Source organism: Jatrophihabitans sp. (genome assembly GCF_036000465.1).
Taxonomy (GTDB): Bacteria; Actinomycetota; Actinomycetes; order Mycobacteriales; family Jatrophihabitantaceae; genus Jatrophihabitans.
Genome location: NZ_DASYFV010000068.1, coordinates 1 through 25,674, shown reverse-complemented (window position 1 = coordinate 25,674; position 25,674 = coordinate 1). Strand labels below are relative to the sequence as shown.

The window sequence follows — 25,674 nt, the reverse complement described above, 5'->3', positions numbered from 1 at the left end:
GTTCCAGCCGTGGTAGAGCGTCTCCCACTCGCGATGCCCGATGAGCTGGCCCATGTTCGGGGTGGCCCGGCCCTGGTAGGTCGGCCGGAACGCGACCGCGTCGGTCCACCGGCACTCCTCGTGGCAGTAGGTGCGCCACTGGCCGTCGACCTGGTCGACGACCATGTCCTCGCGAACCAGGCAGGGGACCATGCAGGTCCAGCAGCGGTGCGGGTACTGGTAGTCGACGTCCTCGGCGACGATCGGGTGGTGCCCGTTCGGCCGGGACAGCCGGTTGTAGTTCTCCCACCACTTGCCGTACCGGTCGTACCAGCCGGGGTACTTGTACTCGAACCACTCGAAGTCTTTGTCGGTCATCGGGTCGATCCGCCAGTAGTTGGCCAGCCAGCCGGTGGCGAAGAACTGCGCGACCTCGTGCACGTAACCCTTGTTCCAGATCTGGTTCCACGCTTCCTCGATGAGGTCGTGCGGGATGACCAGGCCGTACTTCTCCAGCGGCACCAGGTAGCTGCGGTAGTAGTCGTCGTAGATCCACCGCCGCCACATCTCGGCGTAGGACTCGCGGTCCTTGCGCCGGTCCTTGGTGCCGTACTCGATGAACGTGCCGATGGCGGCGTCCACCACGCGGTGGTTGTTCCACCAGGCGTAGCGCAGGTCGCGCTCCAGAAGCTGGTGGTTGCTCTCGTCGGCGAGCGCCATCAGCAGCGTCGCGTAGCCGTTGGAGATGTGCCGGGACTCGTCGGACTGCACCGAGTGGAAGACCGTCGGCAGCAGGTAGTCGCCGTTCGCCGCCGCCTCGGCCGGCATGGCCACGAACAGGGTGTTCGTGAACGCCGTCTCGGCCACGATCGTGAGGTAGATGCTCGCCGCGGTGATGGCGTCACCGGTGATGAAGCCCTCGGCGAACTGCCGGCCGATCGTGCCGCAGTAGTCGTTCTGGAAGTTACGCAGGCTCGAGTTGAAGCCGGCCGGATCGATGTAGTTGTTCATGTACAGGCGCTTGAGGTTCTGCTGGATCGTCGAGTGCCGCACCTCGTCGATCATCTGGATCGCCTGACCGTTGTGCAGCTCGGGGTTCGGCACCGTGTTGAACAGCAGCGGCATCGCCCGGGCGGCCGAGATCTCGGGCAGCGGGATGATCGACAGGAACAGCTTCTGCCACTCCAGCCACCGCTCCTGCACCTGCCGGAACATGTTGCCGCGGATCGCGCCGTCGGACGCGCCGTAGACGCGGTGGTCCTTCTCCTCCTGCATCGGGAAGTAGCTGCGGAGGACCTGCTTGAGCGGGTCCTTCTTCTGCGCCTTCGCGAAGGTGTAGTCCGTGCCGTACTGAGAGACCGGCTCGTGGTAGAGCGGCTCCCAGGCCAGCTCCTGGATCTTCTCGTGGGCTTTCGCCACACTCTGTCGACTCATTGCCACGCTCCTTCGATCGGTTGAGTCGGATGGGACGCGGTCGCTGCTCGCATGTCGCGGCGACGTAGGTCGGTGGCCGGTCCGGGTGGGCCGGGTCCTCATCACAGCGCGAGTCACGCCCGTCCGCGGTCTCATAACGAGACGCTGCCGATCAGGGACCGAGCTCATTCGGGTCGTCGAACATCGCGGCCCGGATCTGGGCCAGGTGGGCGTGCACGTCGCGTTTCACCTGGCGGTTGCCCTCGGCCAGCGGGTGCACGCCGAGCGCGCGCAGCAGCTCGTGGGCCGGCCCGCCCGGGTCGCCCGACTCGCCGAGCACGGGGTGCAGTCCCTGCTCCACGAGGTGGCCGAAGACGAGGTTGACGATCGTCCACGGGTTGTAGGTCTCGACCGTGATGTCGATGTCGGGCATGGCGCCTCCAGCGGCGGCTCGCACTTCCCCTGCTGCCGGGTATAGACGTTCCGTCCGCTTCTGGCGTCTCAATATGAGACTGCGGTCCGCGCCGCACGGCATAGGGTGTGACCAGCGCCACCGCCAGGACAGGCGCGCCGCTCGGTCTTGCCGTGCCCGCGGGCCGGGCGCTGCTGCAACGGACGTACGGACCCTGGGGGAACCGGATGCCACGAAGCGCACCGTCGAACGTTGCGGACACCCGTCCCGACGCCGACGGTGTCGCGATCACCCGCGAGCACTTCCTGACCGAGGAGGACGCCGCGACCGAGCGGGTGCGGGCGACGATCCTCGCGTCGTGGCAGCGCTCCCGCGAGCTGAAGGTGGCCCCCGACCGCATCGAGCTGCCCTACCTGCGCGATCCCGACAGCGACACCCGCCTGACCCGCAGTGCCGAGCCGGTGCTCCGCCGTCTGGGCGAGCAGCTCAAGGGCCAGCCGGTCAGCATCATCCTCACCGACCCGTCCGGGCTGGTGCTGAGCCGGCGCACCGGCGATCACGACCTCGAGCGCTACCTCGACCGCGTCAAGCTCGCCCCCGGGTTCAGCTACGCCGAGGAGTTCGTCGGCACCAACGGCATCGGCACCGCGCTCGAAGCCGGTCGCCCGACCGAGGTCTTCGGCCACGAGCACTACGCCGAGCACCTCGAGACCCTGGCCTGCGCCGGGGTGCCGATCCAGGACCCGATCTCGGGACGCACGGTCGGCGCGGTCGACCTCACCTGCTGGCGCAAGGACGCCGAGTCGCTGCTGCTGACCGTTGCGCAGAGCGCGGCCGAGCAGATCGGCCAGGCGCTCCTGGCCGACGCCGGCATGCAGGAGCTGCAGGTCTTCCAGGCCTACCGGCGCACCTGCCGGCGCATGTCGGGCATCGTGTTCGCGCTCACCAACGACGCGGTGATGCTCAACGACCAGGCCCGCTCACTGCTCCAGCCGGGCGAGCAGTCGGCCCTGCTCGCCTACGCCGGGCACACCGCCGAGGATCTCGCGCCGGGCAAGCACCGCTCGCTCGCGGTCACCCTGCCGACCGGCACCGCGGCCCGGATGTACTGCGAGCAGGTGGGCAGCGGCGACACCTCGGCCGGGCTCGTCGTGCACGTGAAGCTGGGCGCCGCCGCACCGAGTTCCGGCGTGGTGCGGTCGAGCTCGCCGAACGCGATGGCGCTGCCCGGCCTGGTCGGCGATGCCGCCTCGTGGCTGCACGCCTGCCAGGACGTCGAGGGCGCCTACCGCGGCAACGAGTGGCTGGCCGTCGAGGGCGAGCCCGGCGTGGGCAAGCTCGCGGTGCTGCGAGCGGTCCAGCTCCGGCGCCAGCCCGCGACCCGGTTCACCGTGCTCGACGCCGGCCACGCGGCGGAGAACCTGCGCTGGCTCGACGTCGTGCGCGAGGCGCTGGCGTCGTCCGACAGCGTGGTGATCCGCCACATCCACACCCTCGACGCCGCGAACGCGCGCGAGCTCTCGCTGCTGCTGCAGGAGGTGCGCCGACCGGATCGTGCCCCGGCGCCGTGGGTGGCCGTCACGCTCACCTCCGCTCCCCCGCGGGGCGAGTTCGAGCCGGTGCTGCGGCTGTTCCCGCGCACCGTCGAGCTGCCGCCGCTGCGGCTGCGCATGGAGGACCTCCCCGCCCTCACCGCGTTCTTCCTGGCCAAGCTCGGTCACGGCGGCAAGATCACCTGCTCGCCCGACACGATGCGGGTGCTGATGCGCGCCGCCTGGCCGGGCAACGTCGCGCAGCTGCAGCTCCTGCTGCACCAGGTCGTGCAGCACCGGCGCTCCGGCGCGATCCAGCCGCAGGATCTCCCGCCCGAGGTGCAGACGATCAGCCGCCGGGTGCTCAACCCGCTCGAGGCCATGGAACGCGACGCCATCGTGCGCAGCCTCGCCGATGCCGGGGGCAACAAGGCCACCGCGGCGCGGGCGCTCGGCGTCTCGCGGGCGACCATCTACCGCAAGATCCACGAGTACGGGATCGTCGCGTCGGGCTGAGCGGGACGGTCAGAGCGACGAGGCGAGCTCGCCGGCGACGGCCGCCAGAGCGACGGCGGCGCAGCCGAGCTGGATGGACCACGAGTTCACCAGCATCCACTGCACGTGCCGGCGCGAGTGGGTGGGCAGCAGGTGCATGTCGACGTGCGTCGCCGCCAGCATGGACAGCCAGTGGCCGAGCGACACCACGGCCGCCAACGCGAGCAGGGCGATCGTCACCTTCGACACGGGCCCACTATCGAGCCTGCCCGGGGCGGGGTGGGTCTCAGTTTGAGACGCGGGCCCGGGCCGCCGACAGGAACGCGGCGTAGCTCCACGACAGGTTGCGCACGCTCTTCTCGTAGCCCGTGGTGCCGTCGAACTGCTCGCTGAGCTCGAGGTGGTCGCCGTGGTGGATCACTGCGCGCAGCATGCGGTCACCCGACAGGCGCAGCCGCGCCGCCGCGTCCCTGGGCGGCATCGTGTCGTCGATGCCGAGCGCGGCGAAGAACGGGCGGGAGACGTCGGCGATCGGGACGGTGCCGTCGGCCTCGATCGCGCTCGCGAGGCGGTACTGCAGCTCGGCGAAGTTCGCCGTGCACAGCGCCCACGGATGGCTGGTGCCGGAGGTGTTGTCGTCGCCGTCGTAGACGTCGCCGGGGTAACGCCCGAGCATCGGCCCGAGGCCGAGCGCGCCGTCGGTGGCATTGATCGGATATGCCACCGGCGAGACCGGATCGGTCCACTGTGCCCGCAGCTGCGCCGCAGTGGCGAGCAGGCGCGGATCGGTGACCGGGACGGCCCCGTAGACCGCCGCCATGACGATGTCGATGTTCGGGTCGTAGCCGGCGCGGGGGCTCTCCGGCTCGAGCACCGACACGTAGTGCACCCCGTTCCAGTGCCCGTCGAGCGCCTCGGTCAGCCCGGCGATCGCCGCGTCGACCGCAGCGGGCACGGCGGCGCCGAGCGTGTTGGCGCGCAACTCGGTGAGGCAGCGCAGCTGCACCGAGCGGGCGAAGAACGACTGGCCGCGCGTCTCCTCCCAGAGGTTGTGGCTCGGCGCGCTCCAGTTGTCGACGACGAACGCGAGGTTGCGCTCGATCACCGCGCGGGCGAGCACCTGGGCGTCCGGGCCGAGCTGGTCGAAGGCCGCGGCCAGCGCGATGCTCTGGATCGCCGGCCCGTCGTACTGGTCGGTCCAGGCCCGCGGCTCCCCCTCGATCGTGTAGCAGGCCCGGCCGAGGGTCGGCGTGCCTCGCTGGCAGGTCGCCGCGAAGGTCACGTAGTCGTCGAGCGGGCCGGATCCGCCGTCGATCACCGGGTCGTGGGCGGCGGCGATCTCGAGCGCGACGACCGCCGCGTCGCGCGTCCAGTTGAAGACGTAGTTCTGCCGGATCGAGGCGAGATCGCGCTCGTAGGACGGTGAGGCGATCACGCAGCCCGGGGCCGAGAAACGATTCGGGTCGGCCGGGTCGGTGAAGACGAATCCGTCGCTGGCCAAGTTGCGCAGCATCAGGCGGTAGAGGTAGCCCGCGATGGTGCCGAGGTCGGCCTGCTGCGCCGACGTCCGAACCGTTCCGTAGTCCGCCATGATCACGCCCCTCTCGCGGTCAGCATTCCCTACGGACGGGCGGAGCGCACCGGTGGTTCAGACGTTCGCGCCGATCAGCCGCGGGAGTCGCAGCACGAGGGTGCTGCCCTCGGGCCCGGTCGCGTCCAGACGCACGTCGCCGCCGTAGGCCCGGGCGATCTTGCGGGTGAGGAACAGGCCGAGCCCGGGGCCGGAGTCGGTGTCGAGGCGGGAGAACTTGCCGAACAGCTCGGGCGCGCGCCAGACGGGGATGCCGGGCCCGTGGTCACGCACGGCGATCTCGACGGCGGCGATGTCGCAGGACAGCGTGATCTCGATCGACGCCGCGCTGTCGCTGTACCGGGCCGCGTTGGACACCAGCGCCTCGATCGCCTGCCGGATGCGGCGTGAATCGGCGGCCACCAGCGAGGCCGCGGCCTCGGGTTCGGTGATCACCGAGACGGGGTGGCGACCGGTCAGGAACGCGGACTCGTCGACGGTGGTGCGCACCAGGTCGGCCACCGGGACGATCTCGGTGACCTGGCCGAGGTCCTGCATGCCGATCACGTGGGCGTCGCTCAGGGTGGTGACCACGTGGGTCAGCCGCCGGGCGTGCTGCCGGGCCGATTCGACCAGCTCGCGGCGGGTCTCGGAGTCGAGCGTATCGCCGCGCTCGGCGAGCATCACGACCGCCGCCGACAGGGCAACGAGCGGCATCCGCATCTCGTGGATCGCGACGTTCAGCAGGTCGGTGTCGGCCACCGGCATCTCGGGCGCCACCGGCAGTCCGGCCGGCAGCTCCGGCGCCTCGGCCGCGGCCCGGCCGTGCGGGCCCAGGTGGATGCGGTCGGGGAACTGCGCGTGCAGGATCTCCAGCAGCCCGCGGGTCGAGCCGCCCTTCTCGATGTAGGCGACCGCGCCACCCTGCAACGCCTGGGTCGCGGCCTGCTGGCGGCCGTAGCCGGACAGCACCACCACCTTGGTGTCCGGAGCCGAGCGCCGGATCTCGGCCAGGGCCTCGAGGCCGTCCATCACCGGCATGGACAGGTCGAGCAGCACGAGATCGGGTGCGAGCTCGACGACGGTCGCGACGGCCTCCATGCCGTCGGCGGCCTCGCCGACGACGGAGATGTCGGAGCTGGAATTCAGCAGCGAGCGCATGCCGAGACGGATCTCCGCGGTGTCGTCGGCGATGACAGCGCGCACGGGCCCACCCGGGACGGGCGCCGGGGCGGCGGCGGTCGAGGCGGCGGGCACGACCCCGCGGTGCTCCTCGAGGCTGGGCGGGATCGGGCCGCCGACCTCGACGAGGTTGGTCATCAGCTCGCGCGCGGCGACGAGCGTCTGGCCGAGAGCCTGCCCGGTGGCCCGCAGGTCACCGCTGTTCAGCGCCATCGAGGCGACCGACAGACGCTGCACCAGGGTGTCGTTGATGAGCAGGGCCTGGTCGGTGAGCTGCTGGCGATCGGTGATCGTCCCGACCATGACGGCGCCGGTGTCCGTCGACCCCGGGGCCAGGCTGGCTCGCAGCTCGACGACCTGCGAGTCGCCGGCCGCGCCGAGGCGCAGGGTCAGTTCGAACGGTTCCCGGGTCCAGCGGGTCTGCCGGATGAGCTCGTCGAGCTGGGGCCGGTCGCGGGTGTCGGCGCGGTCGAGCAGCTCGGCCATCGTCCGCGGCGCGGTGTCACCGCCCAGGCTCCGGCTCGGGTCACCCGACAGCCGGATCTCGTCGGTGTCGAGATTCCAGACCCACCCGGTCACCCGGGCCAACCGGCTGCGCACACCCGCTGACATCGTCACCCTCGTCCGAATCCTGAGCCTTCCGCCGGCCCTCTGCAGAATCGTGGACAGCGCCCTCCCGGCGTCAGAGGCTTTGGTCTTCCGACCCGCGTTCACAGCAGGTTCAGGACGGGCGCTGCCCGGTCTCTCACCCTTTGCCGCGAACCTTCCGACCATGACAACGGCGCCGACCGGCGTGCTCGCACGCTTCGGTCACCGATCCCGGACACACCCCACCCGGACCGTCGCGGCCGCCGTCATCGTCGTGGCGGTCGTCGCGGCGAGCGTCTGGTGGGTGCGCGGTTCGTCGTCGAGCCCGGCCACGGGCGCGACGGTGACCACCCGGCTGGTCACCGTCAGCGCCGGTCCGCTGAGCGAATCGGTGTCGACGACCGGCGCCCTGGCGCCGGCCCAGCTGGCGGACCTGGACTTCGCGTCGGGCGGGCGGGTCACCTCGGTGCAGGTTCATCTCGGCCAGCAGGTCACGGCCAGGCAGTTGCTCGCGACCATCGACTCGGCGTCACTCAAGGCCTCCCTCGCCCAAGCCGAGGCGCAGTTGGCCGGCGACCAGGCGCGGGTCGCCAGCGACGAGGCGACGACAACGACGACCTCGACGCAGCTCGCCGCCGACGAGGCCACCGTGACGGCGGCGCAGAACCAGGTCGCCTCGGCCCGCACCGCCCTGGCCGGATCGACGATGTTCTCGCCGATCGCCGGCGTGGTCGCGGCGGTGAACCTCACGGCGGGCCAGCAGCTCTCGGGCTCATCCGGCGGTTCCGCGTCCGGCAGTGGGGGCAACTCGGGCAGCGGCGGCAACTCCGGCTCGGGCGGCGCCGGTTCCGGCGGCGGGGGTTCGTCGGCGAACGCGTCGACCAGCAGCGCCTCATCGAGCCAGATCGAGGTCATCGGCACGAGCTCCTGGCTCGTCGACGCCACCGTCGACGCCACCCAGCTCGGCGAGGTCGCGGTCGGCGACCAGGTGCAGCTCGCCGTCGACGGCGCGACGGCGACCGTGTTCGGCACGGTCAGTTCGGTGGGGGTCCTGCCGTCGTCGTCGTCGACGACCACCGCGTACCCGGTCGTCGTGAAGGTCACCGGCAGCCCGACCGGCCTGCACAGCGGCGCCGCGGCGACCCTGTCGATCATCTACCGCCAGCTGGCGAACGTGCTCACCGTGCCGACACTCGCTCTGCACCGCAACGGGACGGCGACAACCGTGCTCGTCCAGACCGGGTCGTCCCAGGTGAGTACGCCGGTCACCGTGGGGACGTCCGCCGGTGGCGAGGTGCAGATCACGCACGGCCTCAAGGCCGGCGATCAGGTCGTGGTCACGGTGCCGGCCCGCACGACCGGCACCGGGACGACGCGCACCGGCACGGGTGGGCGTACCGGGGGCGGTTTCGGCGGCGGGGGCGGTTTCGGCGGTGGCGGCTTCGGCGGCGGCGGTGGCGGCTTCGGCGGTGGCGGCACGGGCGGTGGCGGCTTCGGCGGCGGCGGCACGGGCGGGGGTAACTGATGTCCGAACCGGTGATCGAGCTGCTCGAGGTGAGCAAGACCTACCGCAGCGGCTCGCTCGAGGTCACGGCGCTGCGTGGGGTCACGTTGCGCATCGACGAGGGCGAGTTCGTCGCGATCATGGGCCCGTCCGGCTCGGGGAAGTCGACCCTCATGCACATCCTCGGCTGCCTCGACGTGCCGACCGAGGGCACCTTCCTGCTCTCCGGCGAGGACGTCATGACCATGGACGAGGAGGAGCTGGCCGACGCGCGCAACCGTCGGGTCGGCTTCGTGTTCCAGCAGTTCAACCTGCTGCCCGAGCTGACCGCGAGCCGCAACGTCGAGCTGCCGCTGCTCTACGCCGGCGTCCCCCGCGAGCTGCGGCGCGAGTACGCGGCGCGCGCGCTGGCCCGGGTGGGGCTCGCCGACCGGGCGGCGCACCGGCCCGGCGAGCTGTCGGGCGGCCAGCAGCAACGGGTCGCGGTGGCCCGCGCGCTCGTGGGCGATCCGTCGCTGATCCTGGCCGATGAACCGACCGGCAACCTCGACTCGGTCGCGACCGACGACATCCTCGACCTGTTCGACGAGTTGCACCGGGCCGGGCGCACCGTCGTGCTCATCACCCACGAGTCCGAGGTGGCCGCCCGCGCGCAGCGCGTCATCCGACTGCGGGACGGCGCGATCGTCGACGACGCCGAGCGTGCCGCATGAACTGGCTGGAGACGGTCCGCACCGGTCTGCAGGCGGTCCGGACGCACCGGCTGCGCTCGGGCCTGACGGTGCTCGGCATCCTGATCGGCATCGCGACCGTCGTGCTGTCCGTCGGTCTGGGCGAGGGCGCGTCGAGCACCGTCAAGTCGCAGATCGCCGCGCTGGGCAGCAACCTGCTCATCGTCTCGCCCGGCAGCTCGACGACGGCCGGGACCGGCGTGCGCGGCGGGCTCGGCTCGGCCAGCACCCTCACCCTCGAGGACGCGAGCGCGCTGCAGTCGAAGGTCGCCGCCCCGGACATCGCCGCCGTCGCCCCGACCAAGACGACGTCCGACGTGCTGACCAATGGCGCGACCACCTGGACGACCTCGATCGTCGGCACCACGGCGTCGTGGGCGAAGGTGCGGGCCCGGACCCTCGCGTCGGGTCGCTTCCTGGCCGACGCCGACAACGCCACGGCCGCCGCGGTGACCGTGCTCGGCCCGACGACGGCGAGCGAGCTGTTCGGCCGGGCCGACGCCGTCGGCCAGAGCGTCACCATCAACGCGATCCCGTTCCAGGTCGTCGGCGTGCTCGCCTCGGCCGGCTCGAACAGCTCGAGCAATCTCGACGACGAGGCCGTCGTGCCGATGTCGACGTTGACCGCCCGGCTGTCGTCGGCGTCGTCGACCGACAGCGTGTCGACGATCTACCTCGCGGCCACCTCGGGGTCGACCATCTCGGCGGCCTACCAGGAGGCGGCCGCGCTGCTCGACGCCCGGCACCGCATCACCCTGCCCGCGAACGCCGACTTCTCGATCACCGCGCAGGATTCGCTGCTGTCGACCGCGAGCACGGTCAGCCGCACCCTCACCGTCCTGCTCGGCGGCATCGCGGCGCTCTCGCTCCTGGTCGGCGGCATCGGCGTCATGAACATCATGCTGGTGTCGGTCACCGAGCGGACCCGCGAGATCGGTCTGCGCAAGGCGCTCGGAGCGACCCCGCGCGTCATCCGGCGCCAGTTCCTGGTCGAGGCCTCCGTACTCGGCCTGGTCGGTGGACTCGGCGGCGCCGGCCTCGGCATCCTCGGCGCGATCGTCCTGCCGCACTTCATCTCCGACGCCATCACCATCTCGCCGTCCGCGGTCGTCGGCGCGCTCGTCGTCGCCGTGGCCATCGGCATCGTCTTCGGGGTCTATCCGGCCGGCCGCGCCTCGCGCCTCGCCCCCATCGACGCGCTCCGCAGCGACTGATCCCTTCGACACCGACCGCATTCGAGACCGACCTCTTTCGAGACAGGACCCCTTCATGACCACACGTCCGATCACCCGCCGCCGCCGGGCCTCGGCCACGACGCTGCTGGCGCTCGCCGCCGTCACCGTGACCGCCGCGTGCAGTTCCGGCACGGCCGCCGCGCCGGCGTCGAGCAGCGCCGCCGCATCCGCCCCGCGAGGCGGCGGCGGGTTCGGCGGCTTCGGCGGACGCGGCGGCGCCGCGGCGTCCGGGCTCATCGCCGAGGTCGCCGGCAACACGCTGCAGGTGCAGAGCACGACGGCGCAGACGGCGGTCACGCTGTCGGCGAAGACGACCTACACCGAACGGGCGACCACCACCGCCGCCGCGGTCAAGGTCGGCGAGTGCGTCGTTGCCTCGGCCGCCGTCCCCACCGCCGCCGGGGCCTCGTCCGCCCCGGCGGCGGTCGCGTCGGCCGGCGCGCGGCGGGTGACCCCGAGCACCCTCGCCGCGGCCGACGTGACGATCAGCGACCCCGTGAGCGGGAGCTGCACCGGCGGGTTCGGGCGAGGCGGGGGGGGGCGGCCGTCCGGAGCCCGGTCCTTCCCCAGCGGCGCGCGGCCGTCGGGCTTCCCCTCGGGCGGCGCCGACGGCGGGTTCGGCCGCTTCGGTGCGGTGGTCGCGGGCAAGGTCACCGCCGTCGCGGGCGAGACGATCACCGTCGCCGTCACCGCTCGCGGAGCCGCCGGCGCCTCGGCGGCGCCGACGTCGAGCACGGTCACCACGACGAGCGCGACCGTCTTCAGCCACACGGTCAGCGCGACGCGGGCCGCCGTGAAGGTGGGCCTCTGCGCGCAGGCGTTCGGGCCGGCCAACTCGACCGGCGCGGTGACCGCGACCCGGATCAGCCTCAGCCCGGAGACCGACGGTCAGTGCACCACCGGCTTCGGCCCCGGCGGACGCTGATGGTCGACGCCCGCACCCGGCGGCGCGCGCGGGCGCGCCGCCGGCGGCGTGCCACCGTCACCGGTGTCACCGCCGTCGTGCTCGCCGGCGCCGGCGGCGTCGCCTGGGCGATGACCCGCGGGGGCGGCACGACCTACCGCCTCGCCAGCGTCACGACCGCGACCGTGCGGCAGACGGTCACCACGACCGGCACGATCCGCACCGTCGACCAGGCCAGTCCCGCGTTCGCCGTGGCCGGGACCGTCGCGACCGTGCCCGTGCGCGTCGGCAGCGTGGTGCACTCGGGTCAGACCCTCGCCACGCTGCAGCGCAGCAGCCTCGACCAGGCCGTCCAGACGGCCGAGGCGAGCGTCGCCGCCGACCAGCAGACACTGGCCTCCGACGAGGCGGCGCAGCTCGCCGCTGCCGGCACGACCAGCGCGAGCACCACGGGCACCACGAGCAGCACGAGCAGCACGAGCAGCACGAGCAGCACGGCCAGGGCGACCAGGACGGCCTCGCCCTCCACGACGACGGCGGCGACACCGACCCCGACGCCGACCCGCACCTCCGGGGGAGGCTCGGCGCCGTCGCTGGCTGCGGCCGTGAGCGCGGTCCGCCGGGCCCAGGCTGCGGTGCTGCGCGACCAGCACGCCGCCGACCTCGACGCCGACGTCGCGGCGGCCGACCGCTCGGTCGCCGCCGAGCGCCAGGCCTGCGCGGCGATCCTCGGTGCGACCGCCCCTGCACCGGCGACCTCCGCTCCAGCTGCCTCCGCGCCGACGTCGACGAGCACCGCCCCGACGAGTGCCCCGGCGCCGTCGACCTCGGCCGCCCCTTCGCCCTCGTCGAGCCCCTCCGCCGGCGCTCCGTCGAGCGATCTCGCCGCGTGCCAGGCCGCGATCGACGACGTGCAGAGCGCCCAGGCCGCGGTGCTGTCCGCGCTCGGCTCGCTCACCACCGACGAGGCAGCCCTCGACCGTGCCGTCACGGCGCTGCTGCGTGCGGTCGGCTCGTCGACCGGTGGCGGCAGCGGCGGTGCAGGCGGCGGTTCGACCCTCCCCGGCGGCACGCCGAGCCACCCGGCCACCGCCCCGTCGCGCGGCTCGTCGGGCGGCGCGAGCCGATCCGGCGGCACCGGCGGCACGGGTGGCACCGGCGGCACGGGTGGCACGGGCGGGGCTCGCGTCGGTGCCGTGATCACCGCAGCCTCGCTGGCCGCCGACCAGAAGGCGATCGACGCCGCCGACGCGCAGGTGACCGTCGCCCGCCAGGACGCCGCGCTCGCCACCCTGACCGCGCCCATCAGCGGCCGGGTCGCCGCGATCGGCTTCGCCGCCGGGCAGAGCGTGTCGGCCGGATCCAGCAGCGCAACGGTCACCATCCTCGGCAGCGGCCAGAAGGCGGTGTCGACGACCGTCGGCATCGGCGACATAGACCGGGTGAAGGTCGGCACCCCGGCGAGCGTCGCCGTGGCCGGGGTGTTGCAGCAGCTCACCGGACGGGTTTCCTACGTCGGCCTGCTCAACACCTCCGGCACGAGCGGCTCGACCTCGACCTATCCGGTGACGGTGCTCCTCGACCCGACCGACCAGCGCTTCTACGACGGCGCGGGCGCGAGCGTGGCCCTGGCCGTCGGCTCGGCGGTGAACGCGCTGACCGTGCCCACCTCAGCCGTGCAGCACCTCGGCAACCTGACCACCGTCGAGCAGTACCAGGGCGGCACGGTCACCACGACCCGCGTCACGGTCGGGGTGACCGGGAGCGACCGGACGCAGGTGCTGAGCGGCCTGCGGGCCGGGCAGCAGGTGGTGCTGGCCACGGTGAGCGCGCCGGTGCCCACGACCTCGATCAACCAGCGGCTGGTCAACCGGGTCGGCGGGGCGGGGGGACTCACCGGCGGCGGGCTCACCGGCGGCGGCCGGTTCGGCGGCAGCAGGACGGGCGGCTGACGGCGGCCCGGCCGGTCGGCGGTCGAGGTTCAGCCCGCGGGCGTGAGGGCCGGTTCCGGCTCCCGCACCAGCGCCTCGGCCTCGCGCTCGGACCCGGCGGCGGGCGGCGAGCCCCACATGCGGCGTCCGTTCGGCTCGTGCAGGAACCAGGCCGACACGGCGCCGATGACGCCGGCGCCGATCAGGTAGTACGCCGGCCAGTTGAGGTCGCCGGTCGCGCTGACGAGCGAGCCGACGACGAACGACGTCGTGCCGGCGAACAGCGAGACCGAGACGTTGAACGCCACCGACAGACCGGCGCCGCGGACCTCGGTCGGGAACAGCGAGGGCAGCGTCGAGGGCAGGCTGGCGCTGAACGTGATCAGCACGAGACCCATGATCAGCAGTCCGAAGAAGACCGACACCGGGTTCTGCGCCCGGATCAAGAGGATCATCGGGAAGGCCAGCACGATGAGCGAGATGACGCCGCCCCAGATGACCGGCTTGCGGCCGACGCGGTCGGAGAGCTTGCCGATGAACGGGATGCTGAGCAGGGCCACGACCATGACCACGATCTGCAGCCACTGCGAGGTGGTGGTCGAGACGCCGCCTCCGGTCGCGTGCGGGACGGTGTCGCTCATGTAGGTCGGCATGTAGGACGTCAGCATGTAGTTGGTGACGTTCCAGACGACGACCAGGCCGGAGCAGACGAGCACGAACGGCCACAGGCGCAGCAGGGTGCGGGCCTCGGTGCCGGTGCGGTTGGCCTGCTCGCGCTGCTCGGACTCCTTCTCGAGGGCCGCGAACGCCGGCGTCTCGGCCAGCCGGGTGCGCAGGTAGACGCCGATGATGCCCAGCGGCAGCGCCACCAGGAACGGGATGCGCCAGCCCCAGGAGAGCAGCTGCTGCTCGCTGAGGGCGGCGTCAGCGACGGTCACGACGATCGCGCCGAGCAGGTAGCCGGTGAACGTGCCGAACTCGAGCCAGCTGCCGGCGAAGCCGCGGCGCCGGTCGGGCGCGTACTCGGCGATGAACGTCATCGCGTTGCCGTACTCACCGCCGGTCGAGAAGCCCTGGATCAGGCGGGCGATCAGCAGCAGGATCGGTGCCCCCACGCCGATCGCCGCTTGGCTCGGGATGCAGCCGATGGCGAAGGTGCCGAGCGCCATGAGCAGCATCGTCGTGGCGAGCACCTTGTTGCGGCCGATGCGGTCGGCCAGCGGGCCGAAGAACATCCCCCCGAAGGGACGGACGAGGAACGCGACGGCGAACAGGGCGAACGTGGCGATGGTGCCGAGCGTGTCGCTCAGCCCCGAGAAGAAGACCTTCTTGATGGTCGGCTCGAAGTAGGCGTACACCCCGAAGTCGAACCACTCGGTGATATTGCCGATCGCCGCAGCTCCGACAGCGCGGCGCACCACCGACTGGTCGGTGACGACGACGTCGTCACGCGTCCATCGTCTCGGACGTTCGCGCGGGGTCAGTACTGCCATGGGTCGGGTCCTCCTCGGTTCGGTTCGGATTTCGAGCCGGAGGACAACGTTCCCTGGGAACCCGCTGTGCTCTACCGCGGAGTGGTGAGGGCTACCTTTTCGACGGCCGCCCGTCGGGCGTGCCGGCGTACCGCCCATGCTCGGGCGCGCGATGACTGCCCCGACCGACGTCTACAAGACCCTCGACCTCGCCCTGCGGATCGGCGAGCTGCTGCTGTCCTCTGGGGCCGGCGCCGCCGACGTGAGCGCGCAGATGGACAACGTCGCCCGGGCCTGCGGCCTGCGTGGGCACAGTGCCGACGTCACCTTCACCGAGCTGGCCATGAGCCACCAGTCGCAGCCGGACGAGCCCGCGCTCATCCAGCTGCGCCAGGTGCGGCAGCGCCAGGTCGACTACGAGGACCTCACCCTCGTCGACCATCTCGTCCGCGACCTGGTCGCGGGAACGGTCGGCCGGGACGACGCGGCGACCCGCCTCAACCGCATCGTCTCCTCCGGCCACGCCCGGCCCCGCTGGTCGGTCACCTTCGGACTCGGGGTGATGGGGGCCGGCGTCGGCGTCGTGCTGGGCGGCAACTGGGTCGTGGTGCTCATCGCGTTCGTCGCCGCCTCCTGCATCGACCTGATCCAGCGCGGGATGACGCGGAGCCGCTGGCCGGCGTTCTACCAGCAGATGGCCGGCGGCTTCTTCGCCACGATGCTGGCCGCCACCGTCGCCTCGCTCGGCGTGGCCGTCGCCCCCAGCCGGGTGATCACCGCGAGCATCGTGCTGCTGCTGGCCGGGGTGAGCTTCCTCGGCGCGATCCAGGACGCGCTCACCGGCTTCCCGCTCACCGCGAACGCCCGCATCCTCGAGGCGATCATCGCGACCGCCGGGGCGATCGCCGGGGTGAGCGGCGGTCTCACCTTCGCCCGCGTGCTGGGCATCGGGCTCGGCACCCTCGACCCGGGCGCGATCCACCTCGCCGCCGTCCCGCTGATGGCGCTCGGCAGCGCCGTCGCGGCGGCGGCCTACGCGTTCTCCTCCTACGTCCACTACCGCGCCCTGCTGCCGATCGCCGTCGTGGCGGCCGCCGGTGCCGCGCTGTTCCGGGTCGGCGTCCAGCACCAGGTCGGCGTGGCCTGGGCCTCCGGCGTGGCGGCCGTGCTGATCGGCGTGCTCAGCCACTACGCGGCGGCCCGCATCCGGGTGCCCGCCCTGGTGCTGGTCACCGCCGCGATCGTGCCGCTGCTGCCCGGGCTGTCGATCTACCGCGGCCTGGCGCTGTTCGGGGTCGGCGGGGGCAGCGGCGGCCTGCTCGCGATGTTCACCGCCGCGGCCACCGCGATCGCGCTGAGCGCCGGCGTCATCCTCGGCCAGTACGTCGCCCAGCCGGTCGCCCTCGAAGGGCGCAAGCGCGAGCGCAAGCTCGCCGGCCCGCGTCTCGTCGGCCCGCCGACCGTGCGGGCCCTACGCCGCCGACGCTGACCTCAGTCGGGACGCCGGCGGCGCGGCGCGATCGGCGGATTGCCCACCGCCCGCCGGGTCGACGACCGCAAGCGCTCGGCCGCGTAGGACCCGCGCCGCCGCCGCGCTGCGGCCTCCTGTCGCCGCACCTCACGCTCGCGGGCGTGGTCGTCGACATCCAGTTCGGCCAGCACCCGGTCGATGCCGGAGAGCAGTGAACCGTGCACCGGCCAACGATCCCGGTCGTCAAGCGCATTGACCATCAGCAACTCGTTCAGCCGGGCCCGGTCGCGACGCACCGTGTCGAGGGCCGCCCCGAGCTCGGCCGTCTCCGGGTCCCCGGCGGTGTGCGCGTACGTGCGAGCCAGGTCACCGAAGCCCGCGATCGCCCGGCCGAGATCGCCGAACAGGGTGGCCAGCGCGTGCCGCAGCTCCGAACCGGTGAGCACCTCGTCGGGGCCGTCGCCGTCGGGTGGTCCCGCCGCGTCGGCGATCGAGCGGAACACGGCCCGCAGCGCCACGGCGCAGTGCTCGAGCGCGTCCAGTCCGCTGCGCAGGTCCGGCACCGGATCGGAGGTGCCGACGGCCCGCGGGTTGAGCCGGCGGCTGCGGTGGGCCTCGGTGAGCGCCAGGTCGACCGGGCGGGTCGACTGCGACAGCGTGCGCAGTTCGGCGAGCCACGACCGCGCCTCGTCGCGGGGCACCGCTCCCTCACCCAGCCGCGCGGACGCGCGGGCGAGCAGGTCGGCGACGGAGTCGGAGAACGACTCGATCGCCGCACCCGCGCTCGCCGTGCGGGTGCTCGGCGGCACCACGAGGTTGATGAACAGCCCGACGGCCGCGCCGACCAGGGTCTCGGCGATGCGGTCCTTGGCCAGCACGTTCGACCCGCCCGCGGCGAGGATCAGCATCGCGCTGATCGGCACCTCGAGCAGGTGCGGCCCGAGGTTGAGGGCCTGCCCGAGCAGGATCGCGACCCCGACGATCGCGCCCAGGCTCCACCACGAGAAACCGACGAACGAGGAGATGACGACGGCCACCCCGACGCCCGCCACGACGCTGAGGATGCGGCGCACCGTGTCGGTGAAGGTGCCGACCAGCGTCACCTGCACGATGAGCAGCGCGGTCAGCGGCGCGGTGACCGGCCGATGGTCGGCGACCAGCGCGACGGCCGCGAGGTAGGACGCCACCGCGGCCGTGGTCAGCCGGGCCGCGCGTCCCAGGCTCTCGGGTCCACGCTCGCGCACGCGTCGGAGTCGGCCCCTGATCCATCCGGTGGCCCCGAATCGTCCGCCCACGTCGAGAACCGTACCCATCGCGCTGTGCTTCGAGGCCGCTGAGGATCGCCTGGCCGACGCCCGCTGACCGGCTCCACCGACGGTGCGGATGCACCAACCAGGCCCGGAGCGGATGCATCGGCCGAAATGCAGATATTGGCTAATGCCGCCCGTATTGCCGCCGATGACCAGGTGTCACCATTTACTCCTCAACGCATACTTGCTGCACAAACGAGCGCATCACCACTTGATGCCGGACTCGTGACGTGGGGTCGCGAGCCCGGTGCGCGTGCCCGGATCAGGTGGCCGGCCCGGCCGCCTGGCATCACGAGGCGCGCACTTCGTCGGCGCCCCTCGGGGCCGACGGAGCGAGCGAGTCGAGGCTCATGAGTTCACCGCCTCCGGGGAGCCCATGAGCCTCGACCGCCCCGCCCACCACAGGGCACGCCGATTCGTCGCCTGCACACCGATATCCACGCTTTGGACGGGGTCCGCGGACAAAGGCTCAAGTTGACCCGATCTCACCCGATGACGTGATAGGGACCCAAGTCCTCATGGTTTGCCCCATAGGGGCGAGATCGGGAGCTGGCGATGCACGCAACGTACCGACCGTTGCTCGATGCTCTGCAGGAACGCGGGGTGGACGCCCACGCCATCAACGAGGCCGCCGAAGAGGCGGAACGGACCGGGCGCTCCATCCGCGACATCCTGATCAACGACCAGATCATCACCGAGATCGAGCTGACCGAGGCGTCGGCCGATGCCCATGGCCTGAACAGTGTCGACCTCGTCGGCTATCCCATCGTCCCGGCGGCCGCCGCCCGCATCCCGCTGTCCCTCGTCGTCCGGCACCGCGTGCTGGGCATCGCGTTCAAGGGCGATGCGCTGCTGGTCGCGGTGTCCGACCCGGCCGACATCGTCGCCCTGGACGACGTCCGGGCCGCCACCGGGATGCCCGTCGTCCCGGTCGTGGCCGCCCGCAGCGAGCTCCGGGTGCTGATCGACCGGTTGAAGCGCTCGCAGAGCGACCTGACCGACGTCGCGGCGTCACTCAAGCCGGAGCAGGCCGGGGACATGTCCTCGGTCGAGATGGACGACGCGGACGCCCCGATCGTGCGCTACGTGAATTCGCTGATCGAGCAGGCGATCCAGAACCGGGCGTCCGACCTGCACCTGGAACCGACCGAGTCCGATCTCCGCATCCGGTTCCGCATCGACGGCGTGCTGCACGAGGTGGACCGCGTGCCCACTGCCGTGCAGTCCGCCCTGCTCTCCCGGCTGAAGATCATGGCGAGCATCGACATCACCGAGAAGCGCGTCCCCCAGAACGGACGGATCACGGTCCGGCTCGACCACCACAAGGTCGATCTCCGGCTGGCCACCCTGCCGACCGTGTGGGGCGAGAAGATCGTGCTGCGCGTGCTCGACACCGGCGGCATCGATCTCGAGCTCAAGAAGCTCGGCTTCGCCGACGACACCTACCGGCGCTTCTCGACGTCGTTCACCAAACCCCACGGCATGGTGCTGGTCACCGGACCCACCGGCTCGGGCAAGTCGACGACGCTCTACGCCACCCTGGCCGAGATCAGCAAGCCCGAGATCAACATCATCACCGTCGAGGACCCGGTCGAGTACCGGCTGCCCGGCGTCAACCAGGTGCAGGTCAACCACAAGGCCGGCCTGACCTTCGCCGCCGTGCTGCCGGCGATCCTGCGCTCGGACCCCGACGTCGTGCTCATCGGCGAGATCCGCGACCGCGTCACCGCCCAGCTCGCCGTCGAAGCCGCGCTCACCGGCCACCTCGTGCTCTCGACCCTGCACACCAACGACGCCCCGTCGGCCGTCACCCGACTCATCGAGATGGGCATCGAACCGTTCCTCGTCGGCTCGTCACTCGACTGCGTCCTCGCCCAGCGTCTCTCGCGCCGGTTGTGCGAGTGGTGCAAGGAGGCGTACGCCCCGACGGACGCCGAGCTCGCCACGATGCGCTGGCCGCTGGAGCAGGTCAAGGCCCCCGAGAAGCTGTGGCGCCCGGTCGGCTGCCGCTCGTGCGGCCACACCGGCTACCGCGGCCGGCTCGCCGTCAACGAGGTCATGCCGGTCAGCGAGCAGATCGAGCGAATGGCCGTCGAGCACGCGTCCTCCACCGACATCCACCGGATCGCGGTGAGCGAGGGAATGGTCACCCTTCGTCACGACGGCCTGCGCAAGGCCGCCAACGGCCTCACGACCGTCGAAGAAATCCTCCGCGTGACCGTCTGACCCACCTTCGATTGCGAGATTGCCATGACTGCCGCTCCCCTGCTCGACCCGTCCTTCCCCCGCCCGCCGACCGCACCCGCCATCAGCGGCGACCCCAAGGAGGTCATCGACGCCCTGCTGCGGGAGACCGTGGCCCGGGGCGGATCCGACCTGCACCTGACCGCCGGCATCGCGCCGTGCATCCGCGTCCACGGCGCGCTGCGTCCGATCGAGGGTCACCGCATCCTCGTCCCGACCGACGTCCAGGCGCTGATCCGGGCGATCCTGACCGAGGAGCAGTGGGCCCGGGTCGAGAGCGCGCACGAGCTGGACACCTCCTACGCGCTGCCCAACGTGAGCCGCTTCCGCGTCAACGTGTTCGTGCAGCGTGGCTCGATCGGGGCCGTGCTGCGCACGATCCCGCACACGATCCGCAGCCTGGCCGAGCTGGGGCTGCCGCCGGACATCGAGCGCTTCGCGCACCTGCCGCGCGGGCTCGTCCTGGTGACCGGCCCGACCGGCTCGGGCAAGTCGACCACTCTCGCCAGCCTGCTCGACGTCGCGAACAAGACCCGCGAGTCGCACATCATGACGATCGAGGACCCGATCGAGTACCTGCACACGCACGGCCGCTGCGTCGTCAACCAGCGTGAGATCGGAGTCGACACCGACGACTTCCCGACCGCGCTCAAGCACGTGCTGCGGCAGGACCCCGACATCATCCTGGTCGGCGAGCTCCGCGACCTGGAGACGACCGCCACGGCCATCACGGCGGCCGAGACCGGGCACCTCGTGCTGGCCACCCTCCACACGCAGTCGGCGGCCCAGACGATCGACCGGCTGATCGACATCTTCCCGGCCCACCAGCAGCAGCAGATCAGGGCCCAGCTGTCGAACTGCCTGCAGGGCGTGGTGACCCAGGCGCTGGCCCCGACCCGGGACGGCCGCGGCCGGACCATCGTCTGCGAGGTCATGGTGGCGACGGCCGCGATCCGCAACCTCATCCGCGAGGGCAAGGTGCACCAGATCCCGACCTTCCTCCAGTCGTCGGCGGACCTGGGGATGATCAGCTTCGATCAGCATCTCGCGCTCCGCTTCAACGAGCAGCTGGTCAGCAAGAGCGTCGCGCTCGAGCTGGCCCACGACCCCAACGAGTTCAAGCGATTGGCGAGGCTGGCATGACCAAGACGAGGACCAAGCCGAAGGCGGGCTCCAACACCTACTCCTACGAGGCGGTCGATCACACCGGCGCGCTCGTGAAGGGCAAGATCGAATCCGACTCGGCCGACACCGCGGCCAAGTCGCTGGCGAACCAGCGCCTCGTGCCGCTCGAGATCTCAGGCCTCGGCACCGGGCTCAACAAGGAGTTGCAGCTCCCCGGGTTCTCCAAGCGCACGTCGCTGCGCGACCTCGCCGTCTTCGCCCGCCAGTTCGCCTCGATGACGTCGTCCGGGCTGACGCTGCTGCGCTCCCTGGGCATCCTGGAAGAGCAGACCGAGAAGCCGAAGCTGAAGGAAGCGATCGCTCGGGTCCGTTCCGACGTCCAGGGCGGTGGCACGCTGTCAACGTCGATGGCCGGGCACCCGGACCACTTCCCGCCGCTGATGGTGAACATGATCAAAGCCGGCGAGGCCGGTGGATTCCTCGACGACGCGCTGGCCCGCATCGCCAAGATGTACGAAGCCGACGCGAACCTACGAGCGAAGATCAAGTCGGCGATGACCTATCCGGTCATCGTGCTGCTGTTCTCGCTGCTGCTGGGCACCGGCGTGATTCTCTTCATCGTCCCGATCTTCGAGAAGATGTTCGCCCAGCTCGGCGGAAACCTGCCGCTGCCCACGCAGATCATGGTCACCCTGTCGCACAACATGGCCTGGCTGCTCCCGTTAGGCATCGGCGGCCTGCTGGTCGCGATGAAGGTCTACCGCAAGGCCCTGCAGACCAAGCCGGCGTTCCGGCTCGCCGTCGACCGGCTCAAGCTCCGGCTCCCGGTGTTCGGCAACCTGTTCACCAAGCTGGCGATCAGCCGCTGGGCCCGCAACCTCGGCACCCTGCTCGCGGTCGGCGTGCCGATCATCCAGGCCCTCGACATCGTGGGCGGCACGTCGGGCAACGCCGTCATCACCGAGGCCATGGACGACGTGCGCGACACCGTCCGCATGGGCGGCCAGATGTCGAGTGCCCTGGAGAAGCATCCCCTCTTCCCGTCCATGGTCACCCAGATGATGGAGGTCGGGGAAGAGACCGGCCAGATGACCGAGATGCTCGACAAGGTCGCGGACTACTACGACAAAGAGGTCGAGACGGCCACCGAGTCGCTCACCGCGGCCATGGAGCCGCTGCTCGTCGTGCTGCTCGGCGCCGTGATCGGCTCGATGGTCATTTGCCTCTATCTACCGATGTTCTCCATTTACCAGCACATCCAGTCCAACTGACTCAGCCGCGCCGAAAACTGTCGATTCCCTCGTCAAATTGCTCAAGATGGTCGATCACGTGCCGATCGACTGGACAAGGGACAAAACATCGGCAACTCCTCGCCGAGCCCCGACGAGCCAAGGAGGCTCCCCATGCTCAACCGCCTGGCCCAGCTCCGCGAGGAGCGCGACAACGGTGACCGCGGCTTCACCCTCATCGAGCTGCTCGTGGTCGTCGTGATCATCGGCATCCTGATCGCGATCGCCATCCCGCTGTACCTGAACTACAAGAAGGGTGCGGCCGACAAGTCCACCCAGTCCGACCTGCGTGGCGCCATCTCGACGCTCGAGCAGTGCAACTCCGACACGAACGCCTACCCGGCTACCGTGACGTTCACCGGTGGTGCGGCCACACCGTGCCCCAACCAGCGCATCAACACCAGCGCGGGCACGACGCTGACCTACTTCCCGAAGAGCTCGACCGACCAGACCGCGTACATCATCTACGGCACGAACAGCGGCGGCAACGTCGACGGCACCGCGGGCGGCAGCTACTACTGCTACTCCAGCGCCGTCGGCGGCTCGGTCGTCAAGAAGTCCCCCGCCGCGGCGACGCCGTCCGGGTACACCGCGGCCTGCTGACGCCCACCTGACGGTCGGGCGGGCTTGTCCTGGGTCCGTCCCGCCGTCGGCTCGCGCCGGACAGGCGCTGCCACTGCTCGCCGGGCTCCCCCTCGGAGCCCGGCGAGCGGTGAGAGCTCCTGAACCCCCACAGCACCGCGCCACTCGCGCCTCAAGGCGCGGGCCTGAGTCCCACGCCCCAGGAGCAAGCCATGACCAAGCATCGCCAGATAGGCATCGGCCACGTCGGCGTGGTCAACACCGACGGCCACGCGATCGGCCTCGACATCGGCGCCAACGCCGTGCGCGCGGCGATCCTCGCCCCCGGCACGATGGACGGCCGGCCGTCAGTGACCATCCACGGCGTCGGTGAGATGGCGCTCCCACCCGGCGTCGTCGTCAACGGCGTCGTGCAGGAACCGGCGACGCTCACCGCGGCGCTGAAGCAGCTCTGGGCCGAGGAGAAGTTCGCCTGCCGCAACGTGATCCTGGGCATCGCCAACCAGCAGGTGCTGGTGCGCGACCTGACGATCCCGAACCTGACCCCGGAGCGTCGCGCGAAGGCCCTGCCCTACCAGGCCAAGGACATCGTCGCCCTGCCGATCGACCAGGTGATCCTGGACTTCTGCCAGCTCGGTCAGCCCGACCCCGAGACCGACATGGTCCGCGGCCTGCTGCTGGCCACGCCACGCGACCCGGTCGTCGCCGCGGTCAACGTGGTCGAGCGGGCCGGCCTGCAGGTCGCGCGGGTCGACCTCGCCGCCTTCGGCTCGCTGCGTTCCATCGGCGACGAGAACCTGGCCGTCGAGGCCGTCGTCGACATCGGGGCGCACCTCACCACCATCGTCATCCACGACCACGGCGTGCCGAAGCTGGTCCGGACGGTCGCGCGCGGCGGCAACGAGCTCACCGAGCAGATCGCCGACCGGATGAGCCTGAGTGTGCCCGAGGCCGAGCAGACCAAGCGCGAGGTCGGGCTCGACGGCGACCACGCCGAGGTCAGGCAGGCCCTGTTGCAGGGGCTGCGACCGCTCGTCGCCGAGATCCGGACCTCGATCGGGTACTTCCGCTCGACCAACGACAACCCGATCATCGAGCGCATCTCGCTGACCGGTGGCGGTTCCGGCCTCCGCGGCATCGCCGCTGCCCTCGGCGACCAGATCGGTCTCGGGGCGCGGGTGGTCGACCCGCTGCAGCACGTGCGCAACCGGCACACCAAGGAAGCGACCGAGGCGCGGTACCTCCCCAGCGCGGTGTCGGTCGGGCTCGCGATGGGAGCGGCAGCATGACCGCCGTCGCGCTGCCCGAGACCGGGCTGAACATCTGGTCGTCGATGCCCGGCTGGGGCATCGTTGCCGACCTGACCCCGCCCGAGCTGATCCTGACCCGGCGCCTGCGCAAGCTGCGGCGTTACATCCTCATCGCCCTCGCCTTCGTCGTACTGTTCTGCGCGCTGGGCTACGTGTACGCGGCCCAGCAGAGCTCCTCCGCGGCGGACGACCTGGACGCGGCCTCGGCGCAGACGACGCAACTGCAGCACGCCGCGAACAAGTACGGCGGGATCACCCGCATCGAGAGCGCGGTCTCGTCGATCAAGGGCCAGGTCGGCAGCGTCATGGCCACCGATGTGGACATCGCCGGCCTGAATGCGTCCATCGCCGGCAGCCTGCCCCAGCACATGACCCTGCAGTCGGTGTCGATCTCGGTCACGAAGCCCGGCAGCACGCAATCGGTGTCGACCACCGATGCGAGCGGCCACACGATCGTCGGCATGGTCACGGTGACGGGCCAGGGCCGCACGCTCGACGACCTGCCCGACTTCGTCGACCGGCTGTCCCGCATCACCGGCGTCGTCAACGTGCTGCCCGGCACGAACAACGCCCAAGGCGGCCAGACCGTGTTCGGCCTGACCTTCGCGATCACCGACCAGCTGTACACGCACCGCTACGACGCGTCGAGCAAGGGAGCCAAGTGATGGCGCTGCCCACCGATCGTCGCGTCTGGCTGGGTGGAGCCGGCGTCGCGGCCGCGATCATCGCCGCCGCGAGCTGGTTCCTCGTGATCAGCCCGGAACTCGATGCCGCCGACAGCTCGCGGAGCGCCGCCGCGGCCACCGAGACCCAGAACGCCGTGCTCGAGCACAAGGTGCACACCCTGAAGGTGAAGAGCGCTCAGCTCTCGACGTACACCACCGAGCTCCGCGACGCGCTCGAATCGCTGCCCAACGCCGGCGACAACGGGTTGCCGGCCTTCACCCGCCAGGTGACGGCCCAGGCCACCGACGCGCACGTGACGCTCCAGAACGTCACGATCGGCGGGGTCGCGCCCGTCGCCGGCCCTGCGGCCGCGCCCGCGGCGGCGCCGACCGACGGGTCGCCGGGGACCGGGACCGGAACCGGGGCCGCCTCTCCTGCCGCCGCGGCGGCGCCCGCGGCCGGCGCGCTGCAGATGGCCGACATCACGCTCAAGACCGACGGGACGTTCACCGACACGCTCACGTTCCTGAAGAACGTGCAGTACCAAGGGCCGCGCCGCGCCCTCGTGAACAGCACCCAGCTGACCTCGGCTCAGGGCGATCACGTCACGGCCACCGTTCAGCTGTCCGTCTTCTCGGCCCCGCAGTCACCGCAGCAGATCGCCCAGCTGGACAAGTTGCTCGCCGGCGACCTCGGCCACTGACCTGATCATGTCCACCATCCGCAGGC

At 71.4% G+C, this 25,674-nt stretch carries 21 protein-coding genes; 14 read left to right on the top strand and 7 right to left on the bottom strand.

Features of this window, described 5'->3' with window-relative positions:
• Together VGN18_RS18885 and VGN18_RS18880 are read right to left on the bottom strand one after the other, a co-directional pair.
• On the bottom strand, nucleotides 1–1,413 hold a 1,413-nt coding region (locus tag VGN18_RS18885; protein WP_327541274.1), incomplete at its 3' end, for a hypothetical protein.
• Between the two features lie 151 nt (nucleotides 1,414–1,564).
• Nucleotides 1,565–1,825: a hypothetical protein gene (locus VGN18_RS18880; RefSeq protein ID WP_327541273.1), complete on the bottom strand. Its 261-nt coding sequence runs from the start codon at nucleotides 1,823–1,825 to the stop codon at nucleotides 1,565–1,567.
• 206 nt (nucleotides 1,826–2,031) lie between these two features.
• Between VGN18_RS18880 and VGN18_RS18875 the strand changes: the two genes are divergently transcribed.
• Nucleotides 2,032–3,852 (top strand): sigma-54-dependent Fis family transcriptional regulator, encoded by a 1,821-nt coding sequence (locus VGN18_RS18875; RefSeq protein ID WP_327541272.1) that lies wholly within the window; start codon nucleotides 2,032–2,034, stop codon nucleotides 3,850–3,852.
• A gap of 9 nt (nucleotides 3,853–3,861) precedes the next feature.
• On the opposite strand, the gene VGN18_RS18870 is transcribed toward VGN18_RS18875, so the two are convergent.
• Genes VGN18_RS18870 through VGN18_RS18860 form a run of 3 tightly spaced genes read right to left on the bottom strand, consistent with a single transcriptional unit; the run spans nucleotide 3,862 to nucleotide 7,195 of the window.
• Entirely contained in the window at nucleotides 3,862–4,080 is a 219-nt protein-coding gene (locus tag VGN18_RS18870) for a hypothetical protein (protein ID WP_327541271.1), read from the bottom strand.
• A gap of 37 nt (nucleotides 4,081–4,117) precedes the next feature.
• A complete protein-coding gene (locus VGN18_RS18865; RefSeq protein ID WP_327541270.1) occupies nucleotides 4,118–5,422 on the bottom strand; it encodes a glycoside hydrolase family 15 protein in 1,305 nt (434 codons plus the stop codon).
• A gap of 57 nt (nucleotides 5,423–5,479) precedes the next feature.
• Complete coding sequence (locus tag VGN18_RS18860; protein WP_327541269.1) at nucleotides 5,480–7,195, bottom strand: response regulator; 1,716 nt, start codon at nucleotides 7,193–7,195, stop codon at nucleotides 5,480–5,482.
• A 160-nt stretch (nucleotides 7,196–7,355) separates the two neighbouring features.
• Here VGN18_RS18860 and VGN18_RS18855 point away from each other — a divergent pair, with 160 nt between their 5' ends.
• From VGN18_RS18855 to VGN18_RS18835, 5 genes are read left to right on the top strand one after another with little or no spacing between them, the layout of a single operon-like run.
• Nucleotides 7,356–8,696, top strand: coding sequence for an efflux RND transporter periplasmic adaptor subunit (locus VGN18_RS18855; protein ID WP_327541268.1), 1,341 nt, complete (start codon nucleotides 7,356–7,358; stop codon nucleotides 8,694–8,696).
• A complete protein-coding gene (locus tag VGN18_RS18850) occupies nucleotides 8,696–9,388 on the top strand; it encodes an ABC transporter ATP-binding protein (RefSeq protein WP_327541267.1) in 693 nt (230 codons plus the stop codon). The genes VGN18_RS18855 and VGN18_RS18850 overlap by 1 nt, the downstream gene beginning before the upstream one ends.
• Nucleotides 9,385–10,620: an ABC transporter permease gene (locus VGN18_RS18845; RefSeq protein WP_327541266.1), complete on the top strand. Its 1,236-nt coding sequence runs from the start codon at nucleotides 9,385–9,387 to the stop codon at nucleotides 10,618–10,620. Before VGN18_RS18850 ends, VGN18_RS18845 begins: the two co-directional genes overlap by 4 nt.
• Nucleotides 10,621–10,675: 55 nt before the next feature.
• Nucleotides 10,676–11,566, top strand: a complete 891-nt coding sequence (locus VGN18_RS18840) for a DUF5666 domain-containing protein (RefSeq protein ID WP_327541265.1) — start codon at nucleotides 10,676–10,678, stop codon at nucleotides 11,564–11,566.
• The gene (locus tag VGN18_RS18835; RefSeq protein WP_327541264.1) at nucleotides 11,566–13,497 is read left to right on the top strand and encodes an HlyD family efflux transporter periplasmic adaptor subunit; all 1,932 of its coding nucleotides are present in this window, start codon (nucleotides 11,566–11,568) and stop codon (nucleotides 13,495–13,497) included. The genes VGN18_RS18840 and VGN18_RS18835 overlap by 1 nt, the downstream gene beginning before the upstream one ends.
• Nucleotides 13,498–13,526: 29 nt before the next feature.
• On the opposite strand, the gene VGN18_RS18830 is transcribed toward VGN18_RS18835, so the two are convergent.
• Complete coding sequence (locus tag VGN18_RS18830) at nucleotides 13,527–14,969, bottom strand: MFS transporter (RefSeq protein ID WP_327541263.1); 1,443 nt, start codon at nucleotides 14,967–14,969, stop codon at nucleotides 13,527–13,529.
• 151 nt (nucleotides 14,970–15,120) lie between these two features.
• Between VGN18_RS18830 and VGN18_RS18825 the strand changes: the two genes are divergently transcribed.
• Complete coding sequence (locus tag VGN18_RS18825) at nucleotides 15,121–16,437, top strand: threonine/serine ThrE exporter family protein (protein WP_327541262.1); 1,317 nt, start codon at nucleotides 15,121–15,123, stop codon at nucleotides 16,435–16,437.
• A 2-nt stretch (nucleotides 16,438–16,439) separates the two neighbouring features.
• Here the strand turns inward: VGN18_RS18825 and VGN18_RS18820 are convergent, their stop codons facing one another.
• A complete protein-coding gene (locus VGN18_RS18820; RefSeq protein ID WP_327541261.1) occupies nucleotides 16,440–17,663 on the bottom strand; it encodes an FUSC family protein in 1,224 nt (407 codons plus the stop codon).
• A 621-nt stretch (nucleotides 17,664–18,284) separates the two neighbouring features.
• Here VGN18_RS18820 and VGN18_RS18815 point away from each other — a divergent pair.
• From VGN18_RS18815 to VGN18_RS18785, 7 genes are all read left to right on the top strand, one after another.
• Nucleotides 18,285–19,955: a GspE/PulE family protein gene (locus VGN18_RS18815; protein WP_414655074.1), complete on the top strand. Its 1,671-nt coding sequence runs from the start codon at nucleotides 18,285–18,287 to the stop codon at nucleotides 19,953–19,955.
• Between the two features lie 24 nt (nucleotides 19,956–19,979).
• Complete coding sequence (locus VGN18_RS18810; RefSeq protein WP_327541259.1) at nucleotides 19,980–21,116, top strand: type IV pilus twitching motility protein PilT; 1,137 nt, start codon at nucleotides 19,980–19,982, stop codon at nucleotides 21,114–21,116.
• Nucleotides 21,113–22,369 carry a type II secretion system F family protein gene (locus VGN18_RS18805; RefSeq protein WP_327541258.1) on the top strand — a complete coding sequence of 419 codons (1,257 nt, stop codon included), beginning with the start codon at nucleotides 21,113–21,115 and terminating at the stop codon, nucleotides 22,367–22,369. The genes VGN18_RS18810 and VGN18_RS18805 overlap by 4 nt, the downstream gene beginning before the upstream one ends.
• A gap of 132 nt (nucleotides 22,370–22,501) precedes the next feature.
• On the top strand, nucleotides 22,502–22,990 hold the full coding sequence (locus VGN18_RS18800) for a prepilin-type N-terminal cleavage/methylation domain-containing protein (RefSeq protein ID WP_327541257.1): 489 nt from the start codon (nucleotides 22,502–22,504) through the stop codon (nucleotides 22,988–22,990).
• A 191-nt stretch (nucleotides 22,991–23,181) separates the two neighbouring features.
• Complete coding sequence (pilM, locus tag VGN18_RS18795) at nucleotides 23,182–24,258, top strand: type IV pilus assembly protein PilM (RefSeq protein ID WP_327541256.1); 1,077 nt, start codon at nucleotides 23,182–23,184, stop codon at nucleotides 24,256–24,258.
• On the top strand, nucleotides 24,255–24,944 hold the full coding sequence (locus VGN18_RS18790) for a hypothetical protein (protein WP_327541255.1): 690 nt from the start codon (nucleotides 24,255–24,257) through the stop codon (nucleotides 24,942–24,944). The genes pilM and VGN18_RS18790 overlap by 4 nt, the downstream gene beginning before the upstream one ends.
• Nucleotides 24,944–25,648, top strand: a complete 705-nt coding sequence (locus VGN18_RS18785; protein ID WP_327541254.1) for a hypothetical protein — start codon at nucleotides 24,944–24,946, stop codon at nucleotides 25,646–25,648. Before VGN18_RS18790 ends, VGN18_RS18785 begins: the two co-directional genes overlap by 1 nt.
• Nucleotides 25,649–25,674: the final 26 nt, after the last annotated feature.

Bases quoted from the DNA above. Each gene is read 5' to 3' on its own strand.
- VGN18_RS18880 (WP_327541273.1), bottom strand. From the start codon at position 1,825: ATGCCCGACATCGACATCACGGTCGAGACCTACAACCCGTGGACGATC.
- VGN18_RS18875 (WP_327541272.1), top strand. From the start codon at position 2,032: ATGCCACGAAGCGCACCGTCGAACGTTGCGGACACCCGTCCCGACGCC.
- VGN18_RS18810 (WP_327541259.1), top strand. From the start codon at position 19,980: ATGACTGCCGCTCCCCTGCTCGACCCGTCCTTCCCCCGCCCGCCGACC.
- pilM (WP_327541256.1), top strand. From the start codon at position 23,182: ATGACCAAGCATCGCCAGATAGGCATCGGCCACGTCGGCGTGGTCAAC.
- VGN18_RS18850 (WP_327541267.1), top strand. From the start codon at position 8,696: ATGTCCGAACCGGTGATCGAGCTGCTCGAGGTGAGCAAGACCTACCGC.
- VGN18_RS18840 (WP_327541265.1), top strand. From the start codon at position 10,676: ATGACCACACGTCCGATCACCCGCCGCCGCCGGGCCTCGGCCACGACG.
- VGN18_RS18860 (WP_327541269.1), bottom strand. From the start codon at position 7,195: ATGTCAGCGGGTGTGCGCAGCCGGTTGGCCCGGGTGACCGGGTGGGTC.
- VGN18_RS18785 (WP_327541254.1), top strand. From the start codon at position 24,944: ATGGCGCTGCCCACCGATCGTCGCGTCTGGCTGGGTGGAGCCGGCGTC.
- VGN18_RS18825 (WP_327541262.1), top strand. From the start codon at position 15,121: ATGACTGCCCCGACCGACGTCTACAAGACCCTCGACCTCGCCCTGCGG.
- VGN18_RS18855 (WP_327541268.1), top strand. From the start codon at position 7,356: ATGACAACGGCGCCGACCGGCGTGCTCGCACGCTTCGGTCACCGATCC.
- VGN18_RS18800 (WP_327541257.1), top strand. From the start codon at position 22,502: ATGCTCAACCGCCTGGCCCAGCTCCGCGAGGAGCGCGACAACGGTGAC.
- VGN18_RS18865 (WP_327541270.1), bottom strand. From the start codon at position 5,422: ATGGCGGACTACGGAACGGTTCGGACGTCGGCGCAGCAGGCCGACCTC.
- VGN18_RS18815 (WP_414655074.1), top strand. From the start codon at position 18,285: ATGCACGCAACGTACCGACCGTTGCTCGATGCTCTGCAGGAACGCGGG.
- VGN18_RS18790 (WP_327541255.1), top strand. From the start codon at position 24,255: ATGACCGCCGTCGCGCTGCCCGAGACCGGGCTGAACATCTGGTCGTCG.
- VGN18_RS18805 (WP_327541258.1), top strand. From the start codon at position 21,113: ATGACCAAGACGAGGACCAAGCCGAAGGCGGGCTCCAACACCTACTCC.
- VGN18_RS18830 (WP_327541263.1), bottom strand. From the start codon at position 14,969: ATGGCAGTACTGACCCCGCGCGAACGTCCGAGACGATGGACGCGTGAC.
- VGN18_RS18845 (WP_327541266.1), top strand. From the start codon at position 9,385: ATGAACTGGCTGGAGACGGTCCGCACCGGTCTGCAGGCGGTCCGGACG.
- VGN18_RS18835 (WP_327541264.1), top strand. From the start codon at position 11,566: ATGGTCGACGCCCGCACCCGGCGGCGCGCGCGGGCGCGCCGCCGGCGG.